Here is a 26,147-nt window from a genome sequence, read left to right as displayed (position 1 = left end):
AGCGGCACGAGACCGCTTCGCCGGCGGTCGAGATGCTCGCTTCGATCGCGTCTCGCTCTTTTCATGGGCGGCTCGGCACGGAGACCTCGCCGCCGTCATCCGAGGCCTCGTTCGCTTCGCTCACTCGGCCTCGCTCTAGCTGTACCGCTCTTCGTCCCACGGGTTCGCGGTGTCCGAGTACCCCCGCTTCTCCCAGTACCCACGCTCGGGTTCGGTGAGGAACTCGACGCCGGTCACCCACTTCGCACCCTTATATGCGTACTTGTGGGGCGTGACGACCCGCAGCGGCCCCCCGTGGTCGTCCGGCAGCCGCTCGCCGTCGTAGTCGTAGACGAACATGACCTCCTCGCGGTCGCACTCCGAGAGCGGGAGGTCGGTCGTGTAGCCGTCGAGCGCGTGGAACATGACCCACTCGGCCTCGTCGCGGACGCCGGCGAGCTCGGCCAACTGCGGGAACGTGACGCCGGTGAACTCGCAGTCGAACTTCGACCAGCCGGTGACGCAATGGAAGTCCTGCCGCTGCGTCTCGGCGGGCAGGTCGCGGAACTCGTCGTAGTCGAACGTCAACTCCTCCTCGACGGCCCCCCACACCTCGAAGCGCCAGTCCTCGCGGTGCCAGTCGGGCGTCCCCGACTTCGACAACACCGGAAACCGGTCGGTCTTGCGCTGCCCCGGCGGGAGTCGCTCGTCCGAAAACTCCTCGTACAGATCCGTGTGATCGGACGGCTCGCTGCTCATGTTGTAGTGAAACGGGCGCTGTCACCTGAGACTGTCGACTTCGGACGTCGCCGTCGCTGGCGCGCGCACGATTCGCGGTTTCGACACTATTTATTGGCTGTTCGAAAACGTAGATGCGGCATTGGCGAAGCTACAGTTTTCTCAGCGATAAACAACCCCCACAGGTTTTAAATAGTCCGTCCGTCAAGCCCCGCGTAGATGCCGAAAGTCGAGATCACGGTCCCGGAGCACCTGGAGATGCAGATCGCCCAGATGGTCGAACAGGGCGAGTTCGTCAATCGCGAGGAGGCGATAGAGGAACTGGTATCGACCGGGATGAAGGCGTACAAGACGAGTGGACCGCAGGACAGCGACACGGATCCGGACTTCGAGGACGACGGAATGATGGGCCACGAGGACGAGTACGTTTTCTGAGGATCGTCGGTCTGCGGTGCCGAATCGCCCGGTTCGACCGATATCCCTCCGCGACGCGTCCGTGCGACCGGTGCACGAACAACGCTTAACTCGGAGAGTGGCCAAGCCTGCCGTATGCACAAGGACGAACTCCTCGAACTCCACGAGCAGATGGTCACCATCATGGAGAACTTCGCCGCGCGAGAGGGCGTCGACGAGGAGCTGTTCGAGCCGTACCACGAGCTGAGCGTCGACCCCTCGCACGTCCACAAGTCGAAGAGCGAACACAAACACGCGGTGTTCGTCCTCGGCAACGCGCTCGCGAGCGCCATGTCCGAGGACGAGTTCTCCAACGCCGGCCGCGTCGGCAAGCGCATGGAGGAGCTCGCGGACGACGCCGAGTCCAAGCTCTGATGGGAGATCCGGAGGCGACCGCGCTCGCCGACCGACCGGCGGAGTCGTTGGTGTCGACGCCGGGGGCCGTCCGTCGCCTGCGGCGCGCCCGCCGCCTCGCTCACCTGCTCGACGACGCGGTTCGACTCCCCGTCATCCGCTACCGCGTCGGCGTCGACGCGATCGCGGGACTGCTCCCCGTCGCCGGCGACCTCTTTGCGGCCTTCCTCTCGCTTCTCGTCGTCTGGGAGGCGTTCCGACTCGGCGCGCGCCGACGGACGCTCGCGGTGATGCTCGTCTCCGTCGGCGTCGACTTCGTCGTCGGCTCCGTCCCCGTCGTCGGCGACGTGCTCGACGCGGTCGTGAAGCTCAATCGCCGTAACGTCCGACTGCTCGAACGGGATCTGGCGCGACGGGCGTAAGCGGGGGCGATCTATCGAGCCTATCCGGATGACCCCTCGCCCGATCGACACTCGAGGAGGGTTCCGTCGCGGGGATCGGTCTCGTCGTCGTCGGTCCGCCGGACGACCCGATCGGTGACGTAGTACCGCGCCTCCCACCAGTAGTCGCCGTGGAGACTGGACGCCTGTGCGGTCAGTTCGACCGTGGTTCCATCGACGTCGACGCGGACCGCCTCGCTGTCGCCCCGACCCGAGAGCGACTCGAACTCCGTCGACAGCGACACGAGCAGATCGACGTATCGTTCCACCTCCTCGCCCGGCGAGTCGACGTGCAACTCGGCGTCTCCCGTCTCCGCGGCCCGTTCGAGCAGGTCGGCGAGGGCCTCGTCGTCGACCTCGTCCACGGAGAACTCGGTTTCTCCGTCGTCGGGGTCCGTCGTCGCGGCCTCGAGGAACAGCGTCGGCCTGTACACCCCGCCGCTTCCGGAGTACGTCACCTCCCACCCGTCGCCGACGCGCGTCGGTGACTCGTTCACGCTCCCGGCCAGATCGTAGGAATCGAGCGGGGACTCGGGCTCGTACTCGACGACGCGCTCCCGGTAGTACACGCGCTCGTACGCTTCGACGAACGACTCGACGGTTGACCGGTCGAGGTCCTCGGGCCAGTCGACGCCCAGGTCTTGCGACGTCGGACAGTCCGCCGAGGCGCTCCCGTCTTCGCTCCTCGAGCGCTCGGACGGGTCCCCCTCGGAACTCCGGCCCGCGGACGTCTCGTCGTTTGTTCCCGCCGAACCGGGATCCGCCGTACACCCCGCGAGCGACGCCGCTCCCGCGCCGATGGCCGCGAGAACCGTCCGTCGATCCATACCGATCCGTTGCCGGAGTTGGGACAAGTATCTCGTGTAGGGTCAAACGGGCGTGTGAGTAACCCCGAGCCGTGATCGCCCGGAGCGGATCAGCCCTGCCACTCCTCGAACTCGCGGTAGACGCCCTTCGAGAGGTAGCGCTCGCTGGAGTCGCAAAACACAGTGACGACCGCGTCGTGCGGGGCGTCCACGTCGCCGTCGCGGATCGCCTCGGCGACCTCGACCGCCGCCAGCGAGTTCGCGGCCGCGCTGGAGGCGACGAGTTGCCCCTCCTCGCGTGCGAGCCGGGCCATCTCCTCGTGGACGGCACGGTCGGGGACCGTCTTCAGGTCGTCCAGCGTCTCGGGGTCCACGAGCTCGTTCGTCGACACGTCGTGGGTACCGATCCCCTCGGTCTTGTACTCGCCCTCCTCGGCGTCCTCGCCGAACAGGTCGCCGTACGTCGACCCCTCGGGCTGGACGCCGACGATCCGCGCCTCCGAGCCCTGCTCGCGGGCGTAGTCGGCCATCCCCATCAGCGTCCCGCCGGTGCCCATCCCGGCGACGATCGCGCCGACCTCGCCGTCGAGCGCGTCGAACACCTCCGGTCCGGTCGTCGCGTAGTGCGCCTCCGCGTTCAGGGGGTTCGAGAACTGCTGTGGGACGACCGCGTCGTCGAGTTCGTCGGCGAGTTCGTGGGCGCGCTCGATGGCCCGGCCCATGCCGTCCTCGCTGGGCGTGTTGACGACCTCCGCGCCGAGCGCGCGCATGAGCTGCTGCTTCTCGACGCTGAAGCGCTCGGGCACGACGAACACCGCGTTCACGTCGAGCTGTCCGGCCGCGACCGCGAAGCCGATGCCTGTGTTGCCCGCGGTCGGCTCGACGACGGTGCCGCCGGGGGAGATCGTCCCCTCCTCGAGCATGCGTTCGAGCATGTGCCTCCCGATGCGGTCCTTCACCGACGCGCCGGGGTTGAACGTCTCCAGCTTCGCGTACACCGGCACCTCGTCGGGCGCGGCGTGTACCCGGACGAGCGGCGTCTCCCCGATCGTCTCCAGCACGGAGTCGAGGGGCTCGCGGTGCGTGGTCATACGCTCGCAACTCTTGCCGACGAACACGTATCTTTCCATCCGAGCGCGACCCGACGACGGGGTCGGCGGTCGATCCCTCAGGCGTCGCCGTCGACGGTCGTGCTGTCGTCGCCGTCAGCGGTCGTGTCGGCGGGGCTCTCGCCCGCGTCGCCGGCGGTCTCGTCGGTCGGCTCGTCGCCGTCGTGGTCGACGTCGTCGACGACGGCGGCCACGTCGATCCCCTCGGCCTCCGCCATGGCCTCGACGATCGCGCGCTGTTCGGCGAGGTCGCGCTCGAGCGTCTTCACCCGCTCCTCGGTGGTCTGGACGGCCCCCTGCATGGCCTCGACGCGCTCGCGGATCTCGTTGACCTTCGCGTACAGCTTCTCGGCGAGGTCGGCGACCGTCTGGAGCTTCTTCGCCGTGCTTCCGAGTCCCATATCTGTCCGTCTCGGCGGTCGCCCCTGTGCGTTGCGGTCCGAGCGGGCGCGTCGACGCCGCGGCGTGACCGTTATGTCGCCGGTGGTCGTCTCGCGGATCGTGTACCGACGAACGGTCCTCGCGGCCGCGACGGCGACGCTCGCCGGATGCGGCCTCGCCCCCTCCCCGCCGACGACGGACGGCTACCCCGAGACGCCCCCCAACGCGTTCTTCGCGTTCGAGTGGGACGCCGACGGCCCGGCCTACGAGGTGACGTTCGCCCGCGGGAACCGACTCGCGGCCGACAACACCGGCCGACTCCTGGTCCGCGTCGACGGGGGCGCGCCCGGCGGCGACGCCGTGGCGACGCCGTGGGTCGGCGCGGTCGACGGCGTCGGTGGCGACGACCTCGGCGACCCGCGACGGGAGTTCCCGCTGTCGCCGGGGGCGACGCTGCGCGTGCCGGTCGAGTCGCCCGGGACGGTCCGGGTGGTGTGGGTCGCCCCCGACGGTGACTCCTCGCGGGCGGTCGGCCGGTGGCGTCGGGAGAGTCAGTCGGCCGCGACGGCGACCGGCGACGGGTCGACCGCGGGAACCCCGACCGGGGGGACCGCCACGGCGACGCCCGGGGGCGAGGGGTCGTGAACAGACGCGCCTTCCTCGCGGGCGTCGGCGCGGCCGCGGCGACGGCGACCGGCTACGGCGCGGTCCGCGTCGCCGACGTGCGCCCGTACGACCCGGGCGTCCCCGCCGACGACCTCGGCACCGATCCGACGCCGCGCGAGCGCGTGCTGGCGGCGGTCGAACACCGGTTCGCGGCCGACCACCGGGCGGTGACGCGCGTTCGGGTGCTCGACGACTGGACCGGCGACGCGCCCTACCGGCTGACGCGCCACCGCGAACTCCACGAGCACTCCCGGCGGCGACACACCCACGCGCTCACGACGTTTGGAAACGGGCTGGTGCTGGCCGACCGCGAGCGCGACGGGATCGACCCGCGGACGCTCTCGCCGTACGCGACGCTCAACGCGTACGTCCACTTCGTCGACGCGACGCTGGCGGACCCCGAAACCCTCCCCGAGCGGTTCGTGTTCCACGTGAGTGACGGCAGCCTCGCGTACGACCGGGACGCCCCCGAACAGGCCGTCGGCGATCCCGTCACCGTCGACGGCGGCGACGCCGGAACGTTTCCGGTCGACGACTTCGAGCGCCCGATGTTCGGCGAGTCGATCCGTCCTCACCGCGGCTCATGGACCGAACACGACCGCGACGACGCGACGGTCACTTACCGCCTGTCGGGCCCCGACGCGTACGCCCGGGCGGTTCCCCTGCCGTTCGTGTCCGTCGAGGCGATCCACGACGACGCGGCGGTTCGGGCGACGCTCGACCGCGACACCGGCCGCCTCCTCCGGGTCGTCGACGACAGGCACCTCAACGCGGACGTCGGCGTCGACCGCCGCGAGGTCCGGACCGTCCGGATGCGCCTCGTCACCGAACTCGACCGCTACGGCGACGCCGCCGCCCCCCGCCCGGACGGCGAGTACGGCGGCAGTCCGCAGGGCTCGTTCCTGGGCGGCCCCGCGCTTCGCGACCGGCTCGCCGCGCTCGCGCACGACCTCTCGACGTACTGATTGGATGCGCAAGACGTTAAGTGACAGGCGGCGAAGCGTTCGACCGTCATGGCGTCCGACTCCACCCCGGTCACCGCGCTCGCGGACAAGCAGGTGTACACCGCCGACGGCGAGCGCGTCGGCCGAGTCGTCGACGTGGTCGTCGACCTCATGGACGCCGGCGAGGTGTCGCTCGCGCTCGCGGACGTCGAGCGCCGGACGCTGGGAACGCTCCCGAGCGAGTCGGCGGGACTCACGATCCCGTTCCGCTACGTCAGGGGCGTCAACGACGCGGTCGTGTTACGCATCTCCGCGCGCGAGGCGGCGTTCCCGCTCCCGGGGTCGCGCGACCGAGGCGGCGACGCCGGTCCCGACGTGGACGGCGATGCGGGCCTCGGGGCGGAGGCACCGGACGGCGACGCACGCGAGGGCTCCGCCGGCGGCCGAACGGACTCACCCCGCGACGACGACGCCGCGGACGACGATCCCATCGTCTGAGTCGCGTGGCTCGGGTCGCGCGGCGACCGCCCGACTCACACCGGAGACCGAACGACCGAGGAGCGGCGCGCTTTTGCACCCGCCGTCCCAGCGATGGACGATGAGCGCAAGCGACGGACCCAGGTTCCTGTTGACGAACGACGACGGCATCGACAGCCCCGGGTTTCGCGCGTTGTACGACGAACTGGCGGAACTGGGCGAGGTGGTCGGGGTCGCGCCCGCCGACGATCAGTCGGCGGTCGGGCGGGCGCTCTCGGGGGGCGTCGAGGTCCGCGAGCACGAACTCGGCTACGCCATCGAGGGGACGCCGGCCGACTGCACCGTCGTCGGACTGGGGTCGCTGTGTCCCGACGCCGACATGGTCGTCGCCGGCTGTAACAAGGGCGCGAACATCGGGGCGTACGTCCTCGGGCGCTCGGGCACGGTCTCGGCGGCGGTCGAGGCGGCCTTCTTCGGCGTGCCCGCGATGGCGGTGTCGCTGTACGTCCCCGGCGGCACCGGCGACGCCTGGCGCGAGAAGGCGACCGACGCCGACGACTACCGCGGCGCGGTCGCGGCCGCCGGCTACCTCGCCGAGCGCGCCACCGAGGCCGGCGTGTTCGAGGAGGCCGACTACCTGAACGTGAACGCGCCGTGGGACGCCGGCGACGACGCCCCCGCGCGCATGGAGGTGACCCGCCCCTCGACGCTGTACGACATGACCGCCGAGCGCGACGGCGACCGCGTGGAACTGCTCGATCGCACCTGGGACCGGATGCTCGAGGGCGACATCCCGGACCCGGTCGGCACCGACCGTCGAGCCATCGTCGAGGGACGCGTGTCGGTGTCGCCGCTGACTGCGCCCCACTCGGTCAGACACCACGAGGCGCTCGACGGACTGGCCGCCGACTACGAATAGGTCGCCGATTGCGTCGCCGATCCCGGCGCGTCGTCGTCGCCGTTGCCGACGCGGTCACCGGCGGCATCGCCACCACCGCCGTCGCCGCGAGGGATATACACGTTTATACCCCGTTCGCCCGCAGCCACGGACATGAATCCGGTTTCGATCCTCGCCCAGTCCGGTGCCGAGGTCGCGCTGCCGACGACGCCCGTCGCGGTCGTCGTGCTGGTCGTCAGTCTCCTGATCACAGCCGGCTGGCTGGCGTACCTCTACCGCTGAGCGTCGCGGACGCGCACGTCACTCGGCGGCGTCGCCGCTGTCGTCGCCGCCGTCGACCGACTCGACGCGCTCGCGGAACCACGCGGCCGCCTCCTCGACGAGCGCCTCGTCGGTGGCCGTGAATTTCACTCGGACGTGCTCGCCGGGATACGAGCCGACGGCCACGTCGTAGCGCTCGCGCACCTCGGCGAGCCGGTCGAGCAGGCGCGACTCCGGCTCCGGCGTCTCCACGACGGCGGTGTGCGGCTCCTCGCCGGCGAACTCGTCGGCGACCGACTCGAACATCGCGTGGAGCTCCGCGGGCACGCCGGGGAACACGTACACCGAGTCGATCACGCAGCCGGGCGCGACGCCGACCTCGTTGTGGACGACGCGCGCGCCGGCGGGGAGGTGGGTCGTGCCCTCGGTAAGGTCCTCGGCGGCGTACCCCCCGTGATCGGTGAGATACGCCAGCGCCTCGCCGTTGGAGACGAGGTCGACGCCGACCGCGGCGGCGACGCCGTCCATCGTCACGTCGTCGTGGGTCGGACCGACCCCGCCGGTGACGAGCACGGCGTCGTAGGCGTCGCGGTACTCGCTAACGACGGCCGCGATGTCGCCGACGCGGTCCGGGACGGTCGTGACGCGCTCGACGGCGACGCCGCGGGCGGTGAGGCGCTCGCCGAGCCACGAGGCGTTCGTGTTCACGGTGTCGCCCGCGAGCAGTTCGTCGCCGACGGTGACGAGCGCGACGTGCATCGACGGACCCGACGGCTGTCGCGGGCTTAAGTTCGGCGGCGAGCCCGCGTCGTCGCCGACGCGGTCCGTGGCGGACGCAGTCGGCGAGGGATGCGTCGCCCGGGCGGTCCGTGAGGGGTGGGTCGCCCGGACGGTCCGTGAGGGATGCGTCGCCCGTGCGGTCGGCGGTGAAGGAGCTCGAAAAATGGGATACTGCGGGGGGCTACTCAGAGATAGCCCGCGTTGGGAAGCACGCCGAACAGCGCCAGCACGGCGACGACGAGCATCGCGATCGCGATGGCCATCGCGGGCGGGTCGACGTGGGTCCCCGAGTGGGCGTACAGGAGCCGCTGGGTCACCTCGCCGAGCAGGCCGCTGGCGACGCCGAACGCGCCCGCCGCCAGCAGCGCGACGACGCTCCCGGCGACGGGGTCGACGACGACCGCGCCGACCGCCCCGATCAGGGTGATGTGGTGGGTCACCGGAATGTTCTCGACGCCCAACTGGAGGAACAGCAGGCTCATCGCCGAGATGGCGTAGCCCAGGAAGATGCTCCCGGTCCGGATCCAGATGTAGCCGCCGAGGATGCCGCCGACGAGGCCGATCGCGGCCACGCCGCCCCACTTGTACTGGTGTGGCAGCCACGGCTCGGTCGCGAGGCGACCGGCGTGCTCCTCGGGCACCTCGCCGCCGTCGCCGACGGCGCGAGGCTCCTCGCGCTCGAACGGCGTCATGTCGAACAGGCTCCCGCCGGCGGCCGTCCCGACGAGCGGGTAGTCGAACGCGACGCGGGCGATCAGCGCCGTGAGCACGACCGACAGCGCGATCGTGTCGGTGGGGGTGCCGACGGCCGCGCCGACCTGATTGATGAGCATCCCCAGGAGGCCGAAGACCGCGCCGACCGCGAGGATGTCCGGCTTGGTGCCGAACGCGTACAGGATGTTCTTCCCGAAGTGGTAGTCCCATCCCTCGGGCTCCATCTCGGGGTACTTCTTGCCCGCGTACGCCGAGGCGGCGACGCCGCCGGCGAAGGCGATGTGCGGGCCCGTGACCGCGCCGAAGCCGATCACGCCGGTCACGCCGGCGGCGAGTTCGCCGCCGTTGACGTTCGGGAGCGTGCCGATCTCCCGCTGGAGTATCGCGAGCCCCTCGCCGAGAAACACGACGAAGCCCGTGAAGATGAACGAGGGGAGCGCGCCGATGGCCGCGCCGAACGCCCCGCCGGCGAGCGCCGTGATGAACAGCAGCAGGAACGTCTCCCACTCCATCCCGAGCAGGGGTACCTGCAGGAGCAGCTCGGTCATCGGTCAGTCCTCCCTCGCCCAGTCCAGCGAGCGCTCGACCGCGTCGTCCCAGCGACCGTACATCCGGTCGGCGTCGTCCGCGTCCATCTCCGGGGAGAACTCCCGGTCGACCTGCCAGTTCTCGCGCAGGTCGTCGACGGAGTCCCAGTAGCCGACCGCGAGCCCGGCGGCGTACGCCGAGCCGAGCGCGGTCGTCTCGTCGACCTGCGGGCGGGCGATGTCCGTCTGGATGATGTCCGACTGGAGCTGACACAGGAAGTTGTTCTTCACAGCGCCGCCGTCGACGCGCAGGCTCGTGGTCTCGACGCCGGAGTCGGCCTCCATCGCCTCGGCCACGTCGCGCGTCTGATACGCGATCGACTCCAGCGTCGCGCGGACGACGTGCTCCTTGCGCGTCCCTCGGGTCATGCCGACGATGGTGCCGCGGGCGCGACCGTCCCAGTGGGGCGCGCCCAGGCCGGTGAACGCCGGGACCATGTACACGCCGTCGGTTGAGTCGACCGATCGAGCGAGCTCGGCCGTCTGGGCGGCGTTGTTGATCAGGTCCACGTCCTCCAGCCACTCGATGGCCGCGCCGGTGACGAAGATCGACCCCTCCAGCGCGTACTGCACCGGCTCGCCGGACAGTTGGAAGCCGATCGTCGTGAGCAGGCCGTGGTCGGACTCGACCGCCTCGGTGCCCGTGTTCATCAGGTAAAAGGAGCCGGTGCCGTAGGTGTTCTTCGCGTCGCCGGCGTCGAAGCACGTCTGGCCGAACATCGCCGCCTGTTGGTCGCCCAGCGCGCCCGCGACCGGCACCTCCGCCCCGAGGAACCCGTCGGGATCGGTGTGGCCGTAGTACGCCTCGTCGGAGGAGGGGCGCACCTCCGGAAGCATCGACTCGGGGACGCGAAACTCCGCGAGGAGGTCGTCGTCCCACTCCAGCCCGCGGATGTCGTACAGCATCGTCCGCGAGGCGTTCGTCACGTCGGTGATGTGCTCGCCCGTCAGGTTGTAGATGAGCCAGCTATCGATGGTGCCCATCAGGAGCTCGCCGTGTTCGGCGCGGTCGCGAACGTCCTCGCTCCGGGACGCCTGCAGCTTCAGCGGCTCGGCGTTGTCGAGGATCCACTCCGTCTTCGTCGCCGAGAAGTACGCGTCGGCCTCGAGTCCGGTCGTCTCGCGGATCCACTCGATCTTGTCCTCGGCCTCCAGCTCCTCGATTCGATCGGTCGTCCGACGGTCCTGCCACACGAGCGCGTTGTGGACGGGCCTGCCGGTCGCCTCGTCCCAGACGACCGTCGTCTCGCGTTGGTTCGTGATCCCGAGCGCCTCCAACTGGGTCGCGTCGAGGCCCGCCTCCTCGAGCCCCGCGGTGACGACCGCCTTCGTGTTCTCCCATATCTCCGTCGGGTCGTGTTCGACCCACCCGGGTTCGGGATAGATCTGTTCGTGCGTCCGGTACGCGTTGGCGACGACCTGTCCCGCGTGGTCGAACACCATGAACCGCGTCCCGGTCGTTCCCTGATCGATCGCGCCGACGTACGTGTTGGCCATTCGTGTGTCCTCCGTGTCGGGCTCGCTCCCACGAGTTCCCTCGCTACTCAGTAACATAGTGAACTATTATAAACGTTACTAACGGACAGGGTAGTGAGAGTAAACAATGACGAGACCGGCCTCGACTGACGGTTCCGAGACGATTAGAACCCCCGCCCCCGTAGACGGCGCACGAACGGCGGCACGCCGGCGGGCGCGCCGTCCGACGCCAACGACTCATGGACATCGAGGACAGGATCGCACGCAGACAGCGTACCGGTGACCGTCAGCGCGTCGTGCTCGAGGAGGAGCCGCTGAGCCCCGTCTGGCACCCCGAGGAGCCGGTCGGCCGCGGCTCGCTCGTCGAGCGACTGCTCGACCACTTCGATCCCGTCTTCGACGGACGGACGCCGCCGAACGGCTACCTCCACGGGCCGGGGGGAGTCGGGAAGTCCGCGGTGACCGTCGCGCTCGCGGACCGGCTCTCGGAGTCGCTGTCCTCGACAGGCGACGCCCTCTACACGACAACTCGCGGGGCCAGCGCCCCGGGCGTCTCGTTCGTCCGGGTCGACCTCCGGCGCGCGGACTCGACGTTCGAGTTCCTCCACGCGGTGCTCGACGCGCTGACCGCCGAGCCGGTGCCACGGCGCGGCGTCGGCACCGACGAACTCCGCGATCGGCTGGAGCGACAGGTGCGGGGCACGGGTCCCGTCGTGGTCGTCGCCGACCACGTGGGCGAACCGGAGACCGTCGACGCGCGGACCGTCGCCGAGCGCCTCGACGCCGTCGACGGGGCGTTCGCCTGGCTCGCGATCGGCCGCACGTCGCCCGAGGACGCGGACCTCCCGACGGGCACGGAGGCGATCGGCGTCGAGCCGTACTCCCGGGCGGCGCTGACCGACCTGCTCGCGACCCGCGCGGACGCGGGACTGGGACAGGGCGCGCTCGCTCACGGCGCGGTTCGCCGGCTCGCGGAGTGGGCCGAAGGAAACGCGGGGATCGCGCTGTCGGCGCTGCTCGGGGCGGTCGAGGTCGCCTCCCGCGCGGGCGAGGACGGCGTCGGCGACGACGCCGTCGACGCGGGGATGGCGGCGGTCCCGTGGCCGTGCGTCCCGCTCGGGCGCGTGCTCGCGCTCCCGACGAACCGGGTGCGGACGCTGGCGCACCTGGTCGACCTGGATCCGGCCGAGCGCGCGCCCGTCGGCGACTGCGCCGCCCGGATCGCCGATCGGATGGACCTGACGGCCTCGACGGTCGAGCGGTTCCTCTACGAACTCGCGGAGACGGGCGTCGTCGAGCGCGTGCGCGTCGAGGGCACGGACGGTCCGGGACGGCCGCCGAGCCGGATCGATCCCCGGTTCCCGACGCTCGCGTTCCGTCGGCTCGTCCGGCGGAAGGTGGAGGAGGTCCCCGCCTGAATCCGCGGTACCGTCGGTGAACTGTTATCTACGATCACTAGGGGGTGATCGATAGCGTAATACTCCCGGCGTCCGTGGGGTGTGATACACGGAGTCATACTATGAGCGACCGGACGGAGGTGCTCGTGATCGGCGGCGGCTCGACCGGCTGCGGCGTGGCGCGCGATCTGGCCACCCGCGGGGTCGACGTGACGCTCGTCGAACAGGGCAACCTCACACACGGGACGACGGGGCGGATGCACGGGCTGCTTCACAGCGGCGGACGCTACGCCGTCTCCGACCAGGCCAGCGCCCGGGAGTGTATCGAGGAGAACCGGGTGTTGCGCGACATCGCGAGCCACTGCGTCGAGCTGACGGGCGGGCTGTTCGTCAAGCGCCCGGAGGACACCGAGGAGTACTTTCGGGAGAAGCTGGAGGGGTGTCGCGACTGCGGCATTCCCGCGGAGGTGCTCACCGCCGAGGAGGCCCGCGAGGCGGAGCCGTTCCTCGCGGGCGACATCGACAAGGCGATCCGGGTTCCCGACGGCGCGGTCGACCCCTTCCGCCTGTGCGTCGCGAACGCCGCCGACGCCGAGGCACACGGCGCGCGTATCGAGACGCACTCGCCCGTCACCGACGTGCTCGTCGAGGACGGCGAGGTCGTCGGGTGCGAGGTGACCCACGAATCGGGGTCGGGGAACCGGATCCACGGTCGCGAGGGCGGCACCGAGGAGATACGCGCCGACCACGTCGTCAACGCGACGGGCGCGTGGGCGGGCCGCGTCGGCGACATGGCCGGCGTCGACGTGGAGGTGCGGCCGAGCAAGGGGGTGATGACGGTGATGAACGTCCGCGAGGTCGACACGGTGATCAACCGGTGCAAGCCGAAGGGCGACGCCGACATCGTGGTCCCCCACGAGACCACCTGCATCCTGGGGACGACGGACGAGGAGGTCGACGACCCCGAGGACTACCCCGAGGAGGCGTGGGAGGTCGACCTGATGATCGAGGAGCTGTCGAAGCTGGTGCCGATGCTCGAGGACGCGCGCACCATCCGCTCGTACTGGGGCGTGCGCCCGCTGTACGAGCCGCCGGGCACCGGCACAGAGGACCCCACCGACATCACGCGCGACTTCTTCCTGCTGGATCACGCCGAGCGCGACGACCTGCCGGGGATGACCTCCATCGTCGGCGGGAAGTTCACCACCTACCGCCTGATGGCCGAGCAGATCTCCGATCACGTCTGCGACCTCCTCGGCGTGAACGCCGAGTGCACCACGGCGGACCGACCCCTTCCCGGCAGCGAGGACTTCTCGGTGCTGCGCGACTACATGGACGAGTTCGGCCTGCGCTCGCCGATCGGACGCCGGAGCGTCCAGCGGCTCGGCTCCCGCGCCGACGAGGTGCTCGACACCGACGAGCCGAATCCGGTCGTCTGCCAGTGCGAGGCCGTTACCCGCGCGGAACTCCGGGACGCCATCGACGGCTCGGGGTCGGACCTGAATGCGGTCCGCCTGCGGACCCGCGCGTCGATGGGCAACTGCCAGGGCGGCTTCTGTGCCCACCGGATGGCGAACGAGCTCCACGACGCCGACGAGGCGTTCGACCGCCCGACCGTCGACGCCGCGCTCGACGAGCTGTGGCAGGAGCGCTGGAAGGGACAGCGCCACGCGCTGTGGGGCGAACAGCTCTCGCAGGCGATGCTCAACCACCTGCTGCACGCGACGACGTTCAACCGCGACGGGGCGACGCCCGAGGACTTCTCGGCGTTCGACGCGGGCGCGGCCGACTCGGCGACGGGCGAGGGGACCGCGGACGACCCGACCGCGGACGACGCCGACGGGGAATCCGGACCGGCGGCTGCCGACGGCGGCGTGCCCGCCCGCGACCCGGGAGGTGACGCGGGTGGCGATTGAGGCTGACGTGGTCGTCGTCGGCGGCGGCCTCGCCGGCGCGACGGCGGCGCTGTCGGCCGCCCGGGAGGGCGCACACGTCCACCTGATCTCGGCGAACGAGAGCACGCTTCGGCAGGCGAGCGGCCTCGTCGACGCGCTCGGCTATCCGGACCCGGACGCGGGAGCGACGCCGGCGGCGGACCCGTTCGACGCCGTCGACGACCTCCCGTCGACCCACCCGTATCGGACCCTCGGGGGGGACGCGCTCCGGGAGGGGCTGGCGCTGTTCGACGACGCCGTCGGCGACCCGTACCGCGGGAGTCACACCGACCGCAACGCGCTCGCGACGACGACCTCGGGGCGGGTGAAGCCGACGGCCAGATACCCGCGAAGCGTCGCGCCCGGCCTCGCGAGCGACGAGCGCCCGATGCTCCTCGTGGGCTTCGAAGCCGCGACGGACTTCGACGCGCCGCTCGCCGCACAGCGCCTCTCGGCCGCGGGCGTCCCGTTCGCCGTTGCGGGCACGACGATCGCGTTCCCCGGGGAGTACCGCGCGGACGCCGCCGTGACGCGGTTGGCGCACGCGCTGGAGAGAGACGAGGACGCAGGGGATGGGCGGACGACCCGGCAGCGGCTCGCCGACCGCGTGCGTCCACACCTCGACGACGCCGGGCGCGTCGGCTTCCCGGCGATGCTGGGCGACGGTCGCGTCGAGGAGGTACGCGCGGACCTGTCCGACCGCCTCGGCGTCGACGTGTTCGAGGTGCCGACGGGGCCGCCGAGCCTGCCGGGGATCCGGCTCTCCGACCGACTGTTCGAGGCGCTCGACGAGGCCGGCGTGTCGATGACGACCGGAACGCCCGTGGTCGACTTCGAGACGGACCCGGACGGTCGGATCGCGTCGGTGACCATCGACCGCAACGGCGCGCGGATACCGTACTCGGCGGGCGCGTTCGTCCTCGCGACTGGCGGGCTAGTCGGCAAAGGGCTCGACTCCGGCCGCGAGGCCGCGCGCGAGGACCTGTTCGGCTGTCACGTCCCCCAGCCGGACGACCGGACGGCGTGGTCGGAGGCGGGCGCGTTCGCCGACCACGCGTTCGCCCGGTTCGGCGTCCGGATCGACGGACGGGCGCGTCCGCTCGACGCCGCCGGGGACCCGGAGTTCGAGAACCTGACGGCCGCCGGCGGCGTCGTCGGCGGCGCTGACGTGGCGCGCGAGAAGTCGGCCAGCGGCGTCTCGCTGGCCACCGGAGCGGTCGCGGGACGCACCGCGGCCGAGGAGGTATGACCGACATGGACGACACTCACGACACCCACGACGACTGCGGCTGTGACCGCGAGCGTGACGAGAACCAGCGGACGGCGGCCGGCGCGGAGCCCGTCGCCGACGGCGGCACCGCCGCGGACGCGGGCGGCGAGTTCGAGCCCGTCGACGTGTTCGAGGGGTCCGACATGGACCTCCGCCCCGGCGCGGACTCCTGTTACAAGTGCACCTCCTGTGACACCTCCTGCCCGGTCGCGGAGGTCGACGACTCCTTCCCGGGGCCGAAGTTCCAGGGCCCCGAGCAATGGCGGCTCAAGCGCAAGGAGGACACCGAGATCGACGACTCGATCACGGGCTGTTCGAACTGCATGCGCTGTGACGGGGCGTGTCCCTCGGACGTGCCGCTGTCACAGATGCACAACACCGCCCGCGCGGAGTACGTCGAGAACCAGCAGCCGACGCTCTCGCGGGAGTACCTCCGCAACCGGATCCTCGCCAACTACGGCACGCTCGCCGGGCTCGGCTCGAAGGTGCCCCGGCTGACGAACGCGATCATGGGCAACTCGCTGGTCCAGACAGTCAACGAGAAGCTGCTGGGCATCACCGCCGAGCGCGACTTCCCCGAGTTCGCCGACCAGACGTTCCGGAGCTGGTGGAAGCAGCGGGGCGGACCGAGAGTCGACAGCGAGGACAAGCGGATCGCGTACTTCCACGGTGACTACGCCAACTACAACACCGTCGAGGTCGCGAAGGCGCTCGTCCGCGTGTACGAGGCGTTCGGGTACGAGATCCTCGTCCCCGACCAGCGCTGTTCGGGCACGCCGATGTTCGCCAACGGGATGCTCGACGACGCCCGGCGCTCGGCGGAGGTCAACGTCGAGAGCCTCGGCGACGCCATCGAGCAGGGGTACGACGTGGTCGCCTCCTGTACCTCCTGTTCGATGGCGCTCCGACAGGAGTACCCCGAGCTGTTCGACTTCGAGGGCACCGAGACGGTCGCCGCCAACACCTACGACGCCCTGGAGTACCTGCTGATCAACGAGAACGTGATCGACCCGCTGAGCGAGGTCGACGCCGGCGACCACGACATCCCCGACTTCGCGTACCACGCCCCGTGTCACTCCCGGAACCAGGGCCTCGACCGCCAGGCGGTCGAGCTGTTCCGCCACCTCGACGGCGTGAACGTCGAGGACGTGGGCGACTCCTGCTCGGGGATCTCGGGGACCTACGGCTGGAAGGAGGAGAAGTACGAGTACTCGATGGAGATCGGCGAGGAGATGTTCGAGCACATGGAGCACGCCGAAGGCGAGACCGGCATGACCGAGTGTCCGACCTGCTCGATGCAGATGGAGCACGGCACCGGCTACGAGATCGATCACCCGCTGCAGGTGCTGGAGGCGGCGTTAGTCGACACCGACGTGGAGGTGTGATGGTCCCGCAGTCGGGTCCGACTGCCGTCGGATCCCGACTTGAGACGGGGACGCGGTCGGGCACGTCGACACCGGAACCGGCACCGGAACTGGACCCGGGGAACAGGCATACCCGTCTCGCTCGCGTCCCGCACGCATGGCGACGGTCAGCGACACGTACATCGAGAACCGCGAACGCGTGCAGCCCGACGACGCGAACAACTACGGCACCGTCCACGGAGGGAACGTCGCCAAGTGGATGGACGAGGTCGGCGCGATGTCGGCGATGCGCCACGCCGGCGAGACGTGCGTCACCGCGCGGATCAACCGGCTGGACTTCGATCGACCCGTCCCCCGCGGGGACATCTGCGTCATCGAGTCGTACGCGTACGCGACCGGCCGCACGTCCGTCCGGGTGCGCCTTCGCGCCTACCGCGAGGCCCCGCGGACGGGCGTGCGCGAGCAGACGACGGAGTCGTACTTCGTGTTCGTCGCCGTCGACGACGACATGCGCCCGACCGAGGTGCCGGACATCACAGTCGAGTCCGACCGCGGTCGCGACCTCCGCGAGGAGGCGCTCGACGGCGAGCACGACTGACCGGCGGCCGCGAGACCGACGGAGCGGTCGCCGACGCGGGTCAGTCGATCGGACGAAGGGGGCGCGGTCGGCAGGCTCAGTCGTCGGTCGGCGAGTCGGTCGGGGCCGTTCCTCGCCCGTCGTCGCGACAGGTCGCGTCCGGACTCTCGCGCTTCCCGAACACCTCGTCGAACAGCGCGACGACCCGCGATTCGATCTCGTCGCGGATCGCGGCGACCGCCTCGGGGGACTTCCCGTCGGGGTCGGCGAGCGCCCAGTCGCGCGCCTCGACGGAGTCCGAAAGCGAGAGCGTCGAACACCCCATCGTCGCGACGTAGTCGCAGGCGTTCAACTCGGCGTCCGTCACCTCCCGCGGGGCGCGGTCGGACACGTCGATCCCGACCTCGGCCATCGCGCCGACCACCTCGTCATGGACGCGGTCGGCGGGGCGGGTGCCGCCGGTCAGCAGTTGCACGCGGTCGCCGAGACCGCGACGATCGGCCTCGCGCTCCGCGAACGCGTACGACATCTGCGAGCGCCCGGCGTTCTGCACGCAGACGAACGCGAGGCGAACGGGGTCGGCGGCGGCGTCCGCCGCGTCGGCGGTTCCGCCTCCGACCGCGTCCGCACCGTCGTCGCTCACGCGTCTCCCCCGCGGGTCGCATCCAGCGCCTCGAGCACCGCGTCCGCGCGTTCGGTGGCGTCGTAGTAGCGCCACTTCCCCTCCTTGCGGCGCGAGAGGAGGCCGGCGTCCGCGAGCGTCGACAGCGCGTGACTGACAGCCGAGGAACTCACGTCCATCAGCGGCTCCAACTCGCAGACGCACAGGTCGCCGTCGGCCGCGGCGAGCAGGCGCGCGAGTCGGTAGCGCGTGTCGCTCCTGAGCGCCGACAGCGCGTCGAGGTCGGCGGACTCGTCGCCGTCGGCGACGCTGGCCCGCGCCTCCAGCGCGCGGAGGTCGTCGAGCCGGTCGTCGACGTCGCTCGCACGGCACTCGCCGACCTCGTCGGTGATGAGGCGCTCCAACCGATCTGTCGTTGCCATACAAACGATTGTAAAACTGTTCAGATGAGTGTGTCGGTCGAACGGTTCCGGGGACGGTTCCCGTCGCCAGAAAGTGCGTGAGACGCTGCGGTGGCTTCGGGCCGAGCGGGGGGACGCGGAGCCCACCGCCGCGGCGTCCACCGTGCCGGCGTCAGCCGTCCGCCAGTCGGTCGTCCGCGTCAGTCGTCCGCGGGCGATTCCGCTTCGGCGCGCGCGACGCCGATGGTGACTGCGACGCCCTCGACGGTCCACTCCTCGATGAGATCGAAGTCGGCGGCCGTCCGGTCGACGAACGCGTCGGTGCGGGTCTCCTCGGCGACGTACTCGCGGTGCTCGTCGACGAAGTCGGCGACGCGGTCGTCGGCGACGTCCAGCGAGACGCGGATCCGCTCGTCCACGTCGAGGTCGAGCTCCTTTCGCATCTCCTGGATCCGGCGGACCACGTCGCGCGCGTACCCCTCGGACTCGACGTCCTCGGTGAGTTCGGTGTCGACGTAGACGGTCCCCGAGTCGAACTCGGCGCTCACGACGCCCTCGGGGGCCTGCGAGTGGAACGTCACCATCCCCTCCTCGAGTTCGTACTCCTCGCCGGCGACCTCGACCGCGAGGCGGCCGCTCGCCTCCAGTTCCGTGCGGGTCGCGCCCTCGATGGCCGCCATGACCTCCTGGGCGTCGCCGCCGAAGGCGGGACCCAACTCCGACATCACCGGCTCGGCGACCTCGACGAGTTCGCCGTAGGAGTCGACGACCTCCACCGACCGACTGTTGACGCGATCGGCAAGCAGCTCGCGGAGGTTCGAAACGGAGTCGCGCGTCGCCTCGTCGCCGCTCTCGACGACGACGCGGGTGACGGGCCAGCGGAGCTTGCGCTCGGCGCGCTGTCGGGCGTTCGCGGCCGCCTCCTCCACGTCCCGGAGGACGGCCATGTCGGTTTCGAGCTGCTCGTCGCGGAGGTTCTCGTCGACCTCGGGGTACGCGAGCTGGTGGACCGTCGTCGCCTCGCCGTCGAGGTGCTGGTACATCCGTTCGGTGAGGTACGGTGCGTACGGGGCAAGCAGCCGGGTGACCTCGCCGAGCACGGTCGCCATCGTGTCGTAGGCGGCGCGCTTGCTGGCGCTGTCCTCGTCCTCCCACATCCGCTCGCGGATCGCCTTCACGTAGAAGCGCGACACGTCGCCCGTGACGAAGTCGAGCAGGGCGTTGAGCGCGTCGTCGACCTCGTAGTCCTCCCACGCGTCGGCCATCTCGGCCTTGACGGTCTGCAAGCGCGAGAGCACCCACTCGTCGACGACCTCCAGATCGGCCGATTCGGGGTCGGGCTCGGCCGGATCGTAGCCGTCCAGCCGCATGTACGGCAGCGGGAACCGGAAGACGTTCCAGAGGATGTTCAGCGTCGACTGCATCTCGTGGAGGCCGTCCCACTCGAACGCGAGGTTCTTCTCCTGCTGCTCGTGGCTGAGGAGGTAACACCGCAGGGGGTCCCGGCCGGCGGCGTCGATGGCCTCCTCGGGCTCGACAATGTTGCCCTTCGACTTGGACATCTTCGAGCCGTCGCCCATCGTCGTGAACCCGTGCATCAGGACTTCGTCGTACGGGGACTCCCCGAGCGCGGCGGTGCCCATGCCGAGCTGCGACCAGAACCACCCGCGGGTCTGGTCGTGTGCTTCGATGATGAGGTCGGCGGGCCACAGCTCCTCGAAGTCCGTCTCGTCGCTCGGGTAGCCGATCGTTCCGAGGGTGGCGACCGAGGAGTCGAACCACACGTCGAACACGTCCGGGACGCGCTCGTAGACGGTCCCGTCCTCGGTGATGGTCAGATCGTCGACCGAGGGGCGGTGGAGGTCGATCGTCTCGGGGTCGATCTCCTGGTCGACGCGCTCGGCGAGCTCCTCGCGCGTGCCGACGACGATCAGTTCGTCAGCGTCGTACGTCTCGGCGTCCTCGGGCACCCAGATCGGGAGGGGAATGCCCCAGTAACGCTGCCGGGAGACGTTCCAGTCGGGTGCCTCCTCGACGAAGTTGCGGAAGCGGCCCTCTCGGGCGGAGTGGGGGTGCCACTCGGCGTCGTCGATGTTGTCCAGCAGCTCGTCTTTGATCTCGGTGATCCGGATGAACCACTGGTCGGTCGCGAGGAAGACGATGGGGGTGTCACACCGCCAGCAGTGCCCGTAGCTGTGCTCGTGGGTCTCGCTGGCGAGCAGGTGGCCTCCCGCGTCGAGGTCGGCGATGATGTCGTCGTTGGCGTCGCGGACGAACTCCCCGGCGTACTTCCCGGCCGCCTCGGTGTAGACGCCGTCGCCGCCGACCGGACAGAACGACTCCAGGCCGAGTTCCTCGCCGCGCTCGAAGTCCTCCTGGCCGTGGCCGGGCGCGGAGTGGACCAGCCCCGTGCGGTCGGCCTCGACGTACTCGGCGGTGTAGACCTCTCCCGCGCCGTCGAAGCTCGGGTGGTCGGGCACCTCCTCGGCGAGCGGGTGGTCGTACTCCCAGCCGACCAGTTCGTCGCCGGAATACTCGGCGACGACCTCGTAGTCGTCGTAGCGGCCCCGGCGGAGGGCGTCCTCGACGGTCGACTCCGCGAGGAACAGCGTCTCCGTCTGTCCGTCCCTCGTCGCCTCGACCTCCTGGTAGGTGAGGTCGCTCCCGACGGCGACGAAGGTGTTCGCGGGGATGGTCCACGGGGTCGTCGTCCAGATGACGAGGCTCCCCTCGCGGTCGGAGAGGGGGAACTTCACGTAGATCGACGGCGACTCGATCTCCTCGTACTCGACCTCGTTGTTGGCGATGGCGGTCTCACACCGGGGACACTGCGAGATGGAACGCTTGCCCTGCTCGACGAGTCCACGCTCGTGAACCTGCCGGAGCGCCCACCAGGCGGCCTCCATGTACTCCGGCTCGATGGTCTGGTACGGGTCGTCCCAGTCCATCCACGCGCCGATGGACCGGAAGTCCTCGTCCATGTTCTCTCTGTTCCTGAGGGCGAACTCCCGGCACTCGTCGATGAAGTTCTCCATGCCGAACTCCTCGATGTCTCGCTTGGTGTCGAAGCCGAGTTCCTGCTCGACTTTCGTCTCGATGGGGAGCCCGTGCATGTCGTAGCCGGGGCGGTCGGTCACGTCGTGGCCCTGCATCCGGGTGTACCGGATGACGGTGTCCTTGAGGGTCTTGTTCCAGGCCGTCCCCAGGTGCATCTGCCCGGTCGTGTACGGCGGGCCGTCGACGAAGAAGAACGAGGGGTCGTCGGCGTGGGCCTCCTTCGTCACCTCGTAGGCGTTCGTCTCGTCCCAGCGCTCGGAGACGGCGGTCTCCACCGCCTCCGGCGTGTACTGGTCCGAGATGTCGCTGTCGTCCATGAACGGGAGAAACCGGCGGGAGGTTATCAAGTCGGTGGTCTGGCAGAGCGTGTGTCGGAGGAGTGCGCGGTCGAACGAAGTGAGACCGCGATAGCGAACGGGGAACGGAGTGACCCGTGAGTGAGCGAGGCGAACGACTGAGACACACGGACCACGGCGGCGAGGTCCGAAGGGCCGAGCCGCCCCACCCCGCCGCGCTCTCAGCCGTGAGAACCACGGGGGAGCGTTGATACCGCCGGCCCCGAAACCGCTCGACGATGAGCGACGCAGACGGCCCGGAATCCGAGGACGCTCACGACGATCCGGTTCGAGACGTGGTCCGCGTCGACGGCGAGGAGCCGACCGACGGCGACGCGGAGGACGCCGACGGACCGCCGGGTCGCGAGGGAGTGATGGACCCGGAGGACCTCGACATCCGCGACCGCGACGGCGTCGACGAGACCGACGACGGCCGATACGTCATCACCACGGCCGCCGCACGCGCCGACGACTCAGAGTCGTCCACCGCGCCGAACGGAACGGACGACCGACCCGTCGCCGACGCGGGTATCTCGGGGTCCGAGGAGCCGTCAGCCACCGGAGACGGTCCGGCCGTCGGCGACGACTCGGCCGACGGGGGGGAGTCGACCGGAGGCGAGGGGGTCGACGCCGACCACGACGACCCGCTGGCTGCGGTCGCGACGGAACTCGACGCGCTCGCGGCTCCCCACGGCTTCGCGCTCGCGGTCGCCGCCGGCGGGGAGACCGACACGCTCCGCGTCGCCGCCGGCGACCCGACGGACACGCTGGAGACGGCGCTGCGGTGGTACGCTCGACGCGTGAATCCGGGCGCGCCGCCGGAGGAGACGATCCGGTCGCTGTTGGCGGATTCGGATATCGATCTCGGATAGCTACCGAGTCGCGATCACGCCGGCGACGCCGGCGACGACCGCGGCGGTCGCGAGCCCCAGCGCCGCCCCGACGACGACCGCCGTGGCCGTCAGGAAATACAACGACAGGACGCCGACCGCGCCGGCGGCGACGAGCACGGCCGGGAGTTGGATGCCGAATCGGTACGCGACCGCCGAGGCCGTGGACGCCCCTTCTGACATGGCGCGTGGCGACGAGAAGGCGGCTGAAACCGATTGCGATCCGACGCCGTCACCCGGGATCGCGCGCTTCGTCTCCGGGAGCAGACGCCGTGTTCACGGGACCGGACGCCGTATCTCCGGGTAGCTCAGTCGTCGGCGGGCGCGGCCGCGGGACCGCCGACGTCGTCGTCGGGCACCGTCACCGACTTGTAGAGCATGATCAGCATCGAGACGATCAGCGCGCCGCCCCAGAGGAACCCTGTCGGCATCAGGAACGTGAGGCCGAACCCCTCGCCCAGCCAGACGATCCCCGGGATCCCCCATTGGCCGGCGATGAACAGGCCGGTCACTGCGGTCCGCAGCGACCCGGTCACGCCGAGGGCGGGGACGGCAAAGCCCATCACGATCGCGAGGATCGACAGCACGCCGAGGTGGGCGTGACCCCCGATCATCCACGGCGGGACCGCGCTCCCGCCCGACAGTATCACGAACTGATGCAGCCCCACGGCCATCATCACCGCGAGGCCGAGGAATCCCGATCCTTTCAGCGCACGTGTCATAGATTCATCACCACCGACTGTCGGTGTTGTTGATAAGTGTTTCTGTCCGTCACGTCGCGAGCCGACGGGCGGGAGACGAGAGACGGGGCTGAGAGACGAGCGCGGGGAGACGGGAGCCGAGGGATAGGGGTGGGACGAGATTCGGCAGGCGGACGTGGAAAGCGGTAAGCCCCGGGACTCCAAAGCCGGTGACATGAGCGACGACGAGGGCCTCCCGCTGACGGTCCGGGGCGCGGCCAAGCGCGACGCCGGCCGCGGCATCGCCCGCCTGTCCGACGCGACGATGAATCGCCTCGGCGTGCTGTCGGGCGAGACGGTGATCATCGCCGGCGAGCGCGAGACGGCCGCGAAGGTGTGGCCGGCCGGGACCGACGCCGGCGACGACGAGGTGCTCGTCGACGGCGAGACCAGATCGAACGCCGGCGCGAAGATCGGCGAGCGGGTCCGCGTCCACAAGGAGCGCGTGGACGAGGCCGACGCCGTGACGCTGACCGCGCCGGCGGCGCTCGACGGCGTCGACATCGACGCCGAGACGCTGGAACGGTACGCCGCGCGCGACCTCGACGGCCGCCCCGTCAGCGCGGGCGAGCAGGTGCGGCTCTCACACCTCGGCGGCAACGTGTTCGTCGTCGCCGAGACGACGCCGGAGGGCCCGGTTCGGGTCCACGACGGTACCCGGATGACGGTCCGGCACTCGACCGACCGCGCGGGCGACGCGACCGACGGAGCCAGCGCGGAGTCCGGCGGCAACGCTGACGGCGGGGGAGGGGTGAACACGTCTTCTGGCACCGGCGCGTCGGTCGATCTTCCGACGCGCGATCGACGCGCCGGCGGCGACCGCGGCGACGGTGCGCCCGGAACCGGCGCGCCCGACGCCGGCGGCGACGCGCCCGCGACGCCGACGCCCACGGCCGCCGACGTCACCTACGAGGACATCGGCGGCCTCGACGAGGAGCTCGAGCTCGTGCGCGAGACGATCGAGCTCCCGCTGTCGGAGCCGGAGGTGTTCGCCCGCCTCGGCATCGACCCGCCGAAGGGCGTCCTCCTGCACGGGCCGCCCGGGACCGGCAAGACGCTGATAGCGAAGGCCGTCGCCAACGAGGTGGCGGCGAACTTCATCTCGGTGTCGGGGCCGGAGATCACCTCGAAGTACAAGGGGGAAAGCGAGGAGAAGCTCCGGGAGATATTCGCGGAGGCGAACGAGTCGGCACCCAGCATCGTCTTCTTCGACGAGATCGACTCCATCGCCGGCCAGCGCGGCGACGGCGGCGACATGGAAAACCGGATCGTCGGCCAACTGCTCTCGCTGATGGACGGGCTCGACGCCCGCGAGGACGTGATCGTCATCGGCGCGACCAACCGCGTGGACGCCATCGACCCCGCTCTCAGACGGGGCGGTCGCTTCGACCGCGAGATCGAGATCGGGGTGCCGGGCGAGGCGGGCCGCCGGGAGATCCTCGAGGTGCACACCCGCCGGATGCCCCTCGCCGACGACGTGGACGTCGACCGCCTCGCCGCTCGCACGTACGGCTTCGTCGGGGCCGACATCGACTCGCTGACGACGGAGGCGGCGCTGACGGCGCTGCGCCGGGCGCGCCGGGAGGACAGCGCGGTCGACCTCGCCGCCGTTGAGGTCACCCGCGCGGACTTCGAGACGGCGCTCGCGACCGTCGAGCCCTCGGCGATGCGCGAGTACGTCGCCGAACAGCCCGATACCACCTTCGACGATGTGGGCGGACTCGCGGACGCGAAGGAGACGCTCTCGCGGGCGGTGACGTGGCCGCTCACCTACGCCCCGCTGTTCGACGCCGCCGGGGCGGACCCGCCGACGGGCGTCCTGCTGTACGGGCCGCCGGGAACCGGGAAGACGCTGCTCGCGCGCGCCATCGCCGGCGAGTCGGAGGTGAACTTCATCGAGGTCGCCGGACCGGAACTGCTCGACCGCTACGTCGGCGAGTCCGAGAAAGCTGTGCGGGAGGTGTTCGAGCGCGCCCGCCAGGCGGCTCCGTCGATCGTCTTCTTCGACGAGATCGACGCCATCGCGACCGACCGCGACGGCATGGGCGGCTCCTCGGGCGTCGGCGAGCGCGTCGTCTCCCAACTCCTGACGGAGCTGGATCGCGCCGGCGACAACCCCAACCTCGCGGTGATCGCCGCCACGAACCGCCGGGAGGCGCTCGACGACGCGCTCGTCCGGCCGGGCCGCCTCGAGAGCCACGTCGAGGTCCCCCTCCCGGACGTGGACGGTCGCCGGAAGATCCTCGCCGTCCACACCGAGCGAACGCCGCTCGCGGACGACGTGGACCTCGACGACGTGGCCGAGCACAGCGAGGGCTACTCGGGTGCCGAACTCACGGCGGTCGTGCGCGAGGCGACCATGCGGTCGGTCGAGCGCGTCGCCGACGAGTTCGGCGAGGCGGCCAACGACCACGCCGACGCGCTGTCGGTGACGGCGGACGACTTCGAGGCGGCGCTGAAGCGGGTGACGCCGCCCGAGGCGGCCGACTGACTGGGA

Annotated in this window: 27 protein-coding genes; 15 read left to right on the top strand and 12 right to left on the bottom strand. The window is 70.6% G+C overall.

Going from position 1 to position 26,147, the window contains the following annotated elements; genetic code table 11:
* Positions 1–135: 135 nt before the first annotated feature.
* Complete coding sequence (locus tag Hbl1158_RS11995; protein WP_234297487.1) at positions 136–738, bottom strand: sulfite oxidase-like oxidoreductase; 603 nt, start codon at positions 736–738, stop codon at positions 136–138.
* 198 nt (positions 739–936) lie between these two features.
* On the opposite strand from Hbl1158_RS11995, the gene Hbl1158_RS11990 reads away from it, so the two are divergent.
* The 3 genes from Hbl1158_RS11990 (at position 937) to Hbl1158_RS11980 (ending at position 1,946) form a co-directional block, all read left to right on the top strand.
* Positions 937–1,152 carry a ribbon-helix-helix domain-containing protein gene (locus Hbl1158_RS11990; protein WP_234297486.1) on the top strand — a complete coding sequence of 72 codons (216 nt, stop codon included), beginning with the start codon at positions 937–939 and terminating at the stop codon, positions 1,150–1,152.
* Between the two features lie 114 nt (positions 1,153–1,266).
* Positions 1,267–1,545 (top strand): UPF0058 family protein, encoded by a 279-nt coding sequence (locus tag Hbl1158_RS11985; protein ID WP_234297485.1) that lies wholly within the window; start codon positions 1,267–1,269, stop codon positions 1,543–1,545.
* Complete coding sequence (locus Hbl1158_RS11980) at positions 1,545–1,946, top strand: DUF4112 domain-containing protein (RefSeq protein WP_234297484.1); 402 nt, start codon at positions 1,545–1,547, stop codon at positions 1,944–1,946. The genes Hbl1158_RS11985 and Hbl1158_RS11980 overlap by 1 nt, the downstream gene beginning before the upstream one ends.
* 20 nt (positions 1,947–1,966) lie before the next feature.
* Here the strand turns inward: Hbl1158_RS11980 and Hbl1158_RS11975 are convergent, their stop codons facing one another.
* The 3 genes from Hbl1158_RS11975 to Hbl1158_RS11965 all read right to left on the bottom strand — a co-directional run bounded on the left by Hbl1158_RS11975 (position 1,967) and on the right by Hbl1158_RS11965 (position 4,280).
* Complete coding sequence (locus Hbl1158_RS11975; protein ID WP_234297483.1) at positions 1,967–2,791, bottom strand: hypothetical protein; 825 nt, start codon at positions 2,789–2,791, stop codon at positions 1,967–1,969.
* Between the two features lie 89 nt (positions 2,792–2,880).
* Positions 2,881–3,861: a PLP-dependent cysteine synthase family protein gene (locus Hbl1158_RS11970; protein ID WP_234297482.1), complete on the bottom strand. Its 981-nt coding sequence runs from the start codon at positions 3,859–3,861 to the stop codon at positions 2,881–2,883.
* A gap of 77 nt (positions 3,862–3,938) precedes the next feature.
* A complete protein-coding gene (locus Hbl1158_RS11965; RefSeq protein ID WP_234297481.1) occupies positions 3,939–4,280 on the bottom strand; it encodes a DUF5798 family protein in 342 nt (113 codons plus the stop codon).
* Positions 4,281–4,380: 100 nt separating this feature from the next.
* On the opposite strand from Hbl1158_RS11965, the gene Hbl1158_RS11960 reads away from it, so the two are divergent.
* The 5 genes from Hbl1158_RS11960 (at position 4,381) to Hbl1158_RS17190 (ending at position 7,527) form a co-directional block, all read left to right on the top strand.
* A complete protein-coding gene (locus tag Hbl1158_RS11960; protein WP_234297480.1) occupies positions 4,381–4,905 on the top strand; it encodes a hypothetical protein in 525 nt (174 codons plus the stop codon).
* Complete coding sequence (locus Hbl1158_RS11955; RefSeq protein ID WP_234297479.1) at positions 4,902–5,891, top strand: hypothetical protein; 990 nt, start codon at positions 4,902–4,904, stop codon at positions 5,889–5,891. Before Hbl1158_RS11960 ends, Hbl1158_RS11955 begins: the two co-directional genes overlap by 4 nt.
* Positions 5,892–5,939: 48 nt before the next feature.
* Positions 5,940–6,368 carry a PRC-barrel domain-containing protein gene (locus Hbl1158_RS11950; RefSeq protein ID WP_234297478.1) on the top strand — a complete coding sequence of 143 codons (429 nt, stop codon included), beginning with the start codon at positions 5,940–5,942 and terminating at the stop codon, positions 6,366–6,368.
* Positions 6,369–6,468: 100 nt separating this feature from the next.
* Entirely contained in the window at positions 6,469–7,266 is a 798-nt protein-coding gene (locus Hbl1158_RS11945) for a 5'/3'-nucleotidase SurE (protein WP_234297477.1), read from the top strand.
* A 132-nt stretch (positions 7,267–7,398) separates the two neighbouring features.
* Positions 7,399–7,527, top strand: a complete 129-nt coding sequence (locus Hbl1158_RS17190) for a hypothetical protein (RefSeq protein ID WP_255764083.1) — start codon at positions 7,399–7,401, stop codon at positions 7,525–7,527.
* A gap of 18 nt (positions 7,528–7,545) precedes the next feature.
* On the opposite strand, the gene Hbl1158_RS11940 is transcribed toward Hbl1158_RS17190, so the two are convergent.
* The 3 genes from Hbl1158_RS11940 to glpK all read right to left on the bottom strand — a co-directional run bounded on the left by Hbl1158_RS11940 (position 7,546) and on the right by glpK (position 11,084).
* Positions 7,546–8,265, bottom strand: a complete 720-nt coding sequence (locus Hbl1158_RS11940; RefSeq protein WP_234297476.1) for a molybdopterin-binding protein — start codon at positions 8,263–8,265, stop codon at positions 7,546–7,548.
* 206 nt (positions 8,266–8,471) lie between these two features.
* Complete coding sequence (locus Hbl1158_RS11935) at positions 8,472–9,548, bottom strand: hypothetical protein (RefSeq protein WP_234297475.1); 1,077 nt, start codon at positions 9,546–9,548, stop codon at positions 8,472–8,474.
* 3 nt (positions 9,549–9,551) lie between these two features.
* Positions 9,552–11,084, bottom strand: a complete 1,533-nt coding sequence (gene glpK / locus Hbl1158_RS11930) for a glycerol kinase GlpK (RefSeq protein WP_234297474.1) — start codon at positions 11,082–11,084, stop codon at positions 9,552–9,554.
* A gap of 218 nt (positions 11,085–11,302) precedes the next feature.
* Between glpK and Hbl1158_RS11925 the strand changes: the two genes are divergently transcribed.
* The 5 genes from Hbl1158_RS11925 to Hbl1158_RS11905 all read left to right on the top strand — a co-directional run bounded on the left by Hbl1158_RS11925 (position 11,303) and on the right by Hbl1158_RS11905 (position 17,626).
* Positions 11,303–12,481 carry an AAA family ATPase gene (locus Hbl1158_RS11925; protein ID WP_234297472.1) on the top strand — a complete coding sequence of 393 codons (1,179 nt, stop codon included), beginning with the start codon at positions 11,303–11,305 and terminating at the stop codon, positions 12,479–12,481.
* A gap of 101 nt (positions 12,482–12,582) precedes the next feature.
* Positions 12,583–14,376, top strand: a complete 1,794-nt coding sequence (glpA, locus tag Hbl1158_RS11920) for an anaerobic glycerol-3-phosphate dehydrogenase subunit GlpA (protein WP_234297471.1) — start codon at positions 12,583–12,585, stop codon at positions 14,374–14,376.
* Positions 14,366–15,643 carry a glycerol-3-phosphate dehydrogenase subunit GlpB gene (gene glpB, locus Hbl1158_RS11915; RefSeq protein ID WP_234297470.1) on the top strand — a complete coding sequence of 426 codons (1,278 nt, stop codon included), beginning with the start codon at positions 14,366–14,368 and terminating at the stop codon, positions 15,641–15,643. Before glpA ends, glpB begins: the two co-directional genes overlap by 11 nt.
* Positions 15,644–15,807: 164 nt before the next feature.
* Positions 15,808–17,049, top strand: a complete 1,242-nt coding sequence (locus Hbl1158_RS11910) for an anaerobic glycerol-3-phosphate dehydrogenase subunit C (protein ID WP_234299527.1) — start codon at positions 15,808–15,810, stop codon at positions 17,047–17,049.
* A gap of 136 nt (positions 17,050–17,185) precedes the next feature.
* Positions 17,186–17,626, top strand: a complete 441-nt coding sequence (locus Hbl1158_RS11905) for an acyl-CoA thioesterase (RefSeq protein ID WP_234297469.1) — start codon at positions 17,186–17,188, stop codon at positions 17,624–17,626.
* A gap of 76 nt (positions 17,627–17,702) precedes the next feature.
* On the opposite strand, the gene Hbl1158_RS11900 is transcribed toward Hbl1158_RS11905, so the two are convergent.
* The 3 genes from Hbl1158_RS11900 to ileS form a co-directional block, all read right to left on the bottom strand.
* Complete coding sequence (locus Hbl1158_RS11900; RefSeq protein WP_255764211.1) at positions 17,703–18,158, bottom strand: low molecular weight phosphatase family protein; 456 nt, start codon at positions 18,156–18,158, stop codon at positions 17,703–17,705.
* A gap of 86 nt (positions 18,159–18,244) precedes the next feature.
* Positions 18,245–18,649: a metalloregulator ArsR/SmtB family transcription factor gene (locus Hbl1158_RS11895; RefSeq protein ID WP_234297468.1), complete on the bottom strand. Its 405-nt coding sequence runs from the start codon at positions 18,647–18,649 to the stop codon at positions 18,245–18,247.
* A 179-nt stretch (positions 18,650–18,828) separates the two neighbouring features.
* Positions 18,829–22,002 carry an isoleucine--tRNA ligase gene (gene ileS, locus Hbl1158_RS11890; RefSeq protein ID WP_234297467.1) on the bottom strand — a complete coding sequence of 1,058 codons (3,174 nt, stop codon included), beginning with the start codon at positions 22,000–22,002 and terminating at the stop codon, positions 18,829–18,831.
* A 257-nt stretch (positions 22,003–22,259) separates the two neighbouring features.
* On the opposite strand from ileS, the gene Hbl1158_RS11885 reads away from it, so the two are divergent.
* Positions 22,260–22,892, top strand: a complete 633-nt coding sequence (locus tag Hbl1158_RS11885; RefSeq protein ID WP_234297466.1) for a hypothetical protein — start codon at positions 22,260–22,262, stop codon at positions 22,890–22,892.
* On the opposite strand, the gene Hbl1158_RS11880 is transcribed toward Hbl1158_RS11885, so the two are convergent.
* Both Hbl1158_RS11880 and Hbl1158_RS11875 read right to left on the bottom strand, forming a co-directional pair.
* Positions 22,893–23,093 carry a hypothetical protein gene (locus Hbl1158_RS11880; RefSeq protein WP_234297465.1) on the bottom strand — a complete coding sequence of 67 codons (201 nt, stop codon included), beginning with the start codon at positions 23,091–23,093 and terminating at the stop codon, positions 22,893–22,895.
* A gap of 125 nt (positions 23,094–23,218) precedes the next feature.
* Positions 23,219–23,632 (bottom strand): hypothetical protein, encoded by a 414-nt coding sequence (locus tag Hbl1158_RS11875; protein ID WP_234297464.1) that lies wholly within the window; start codon positions 23,630–23,632, stop codon positions 23,219–23,221.
* A gap of 193 nt (positions 23,633–23,825) precedes the next feature.
* Here Hbl1158_RS11875 and Hbl1158_RS11870 point away from each other — a divergent pair, with 193 nt between their 5' ends.
* A complete protein-coding gene (locus Hbl1158_RS11870; RefSeq protein ID WP_234297463.1) occupies positions 23,826–26,141 on the top strand; it encodes an AAA family ATPase in 2,316 nt (771 codons plus the stop codon).
* Positions 26,142–26,147: the final 6 nt, after the last annotated feature.

It is taken from the genome of Halobaculum sp. CBA1158 (assembly GCF_021431925.1).
Taxonomy (GTDB): Archaea; Halobacteriota; Halobacteria; order Halobacteriales; family Haloferacaceae; genus Halobaculum.
The sequence above is the reverse complement of the archived record's forward strand: the minus strand, read 5'-3'. Positions and strand labels throughout refer to the sequence as shown.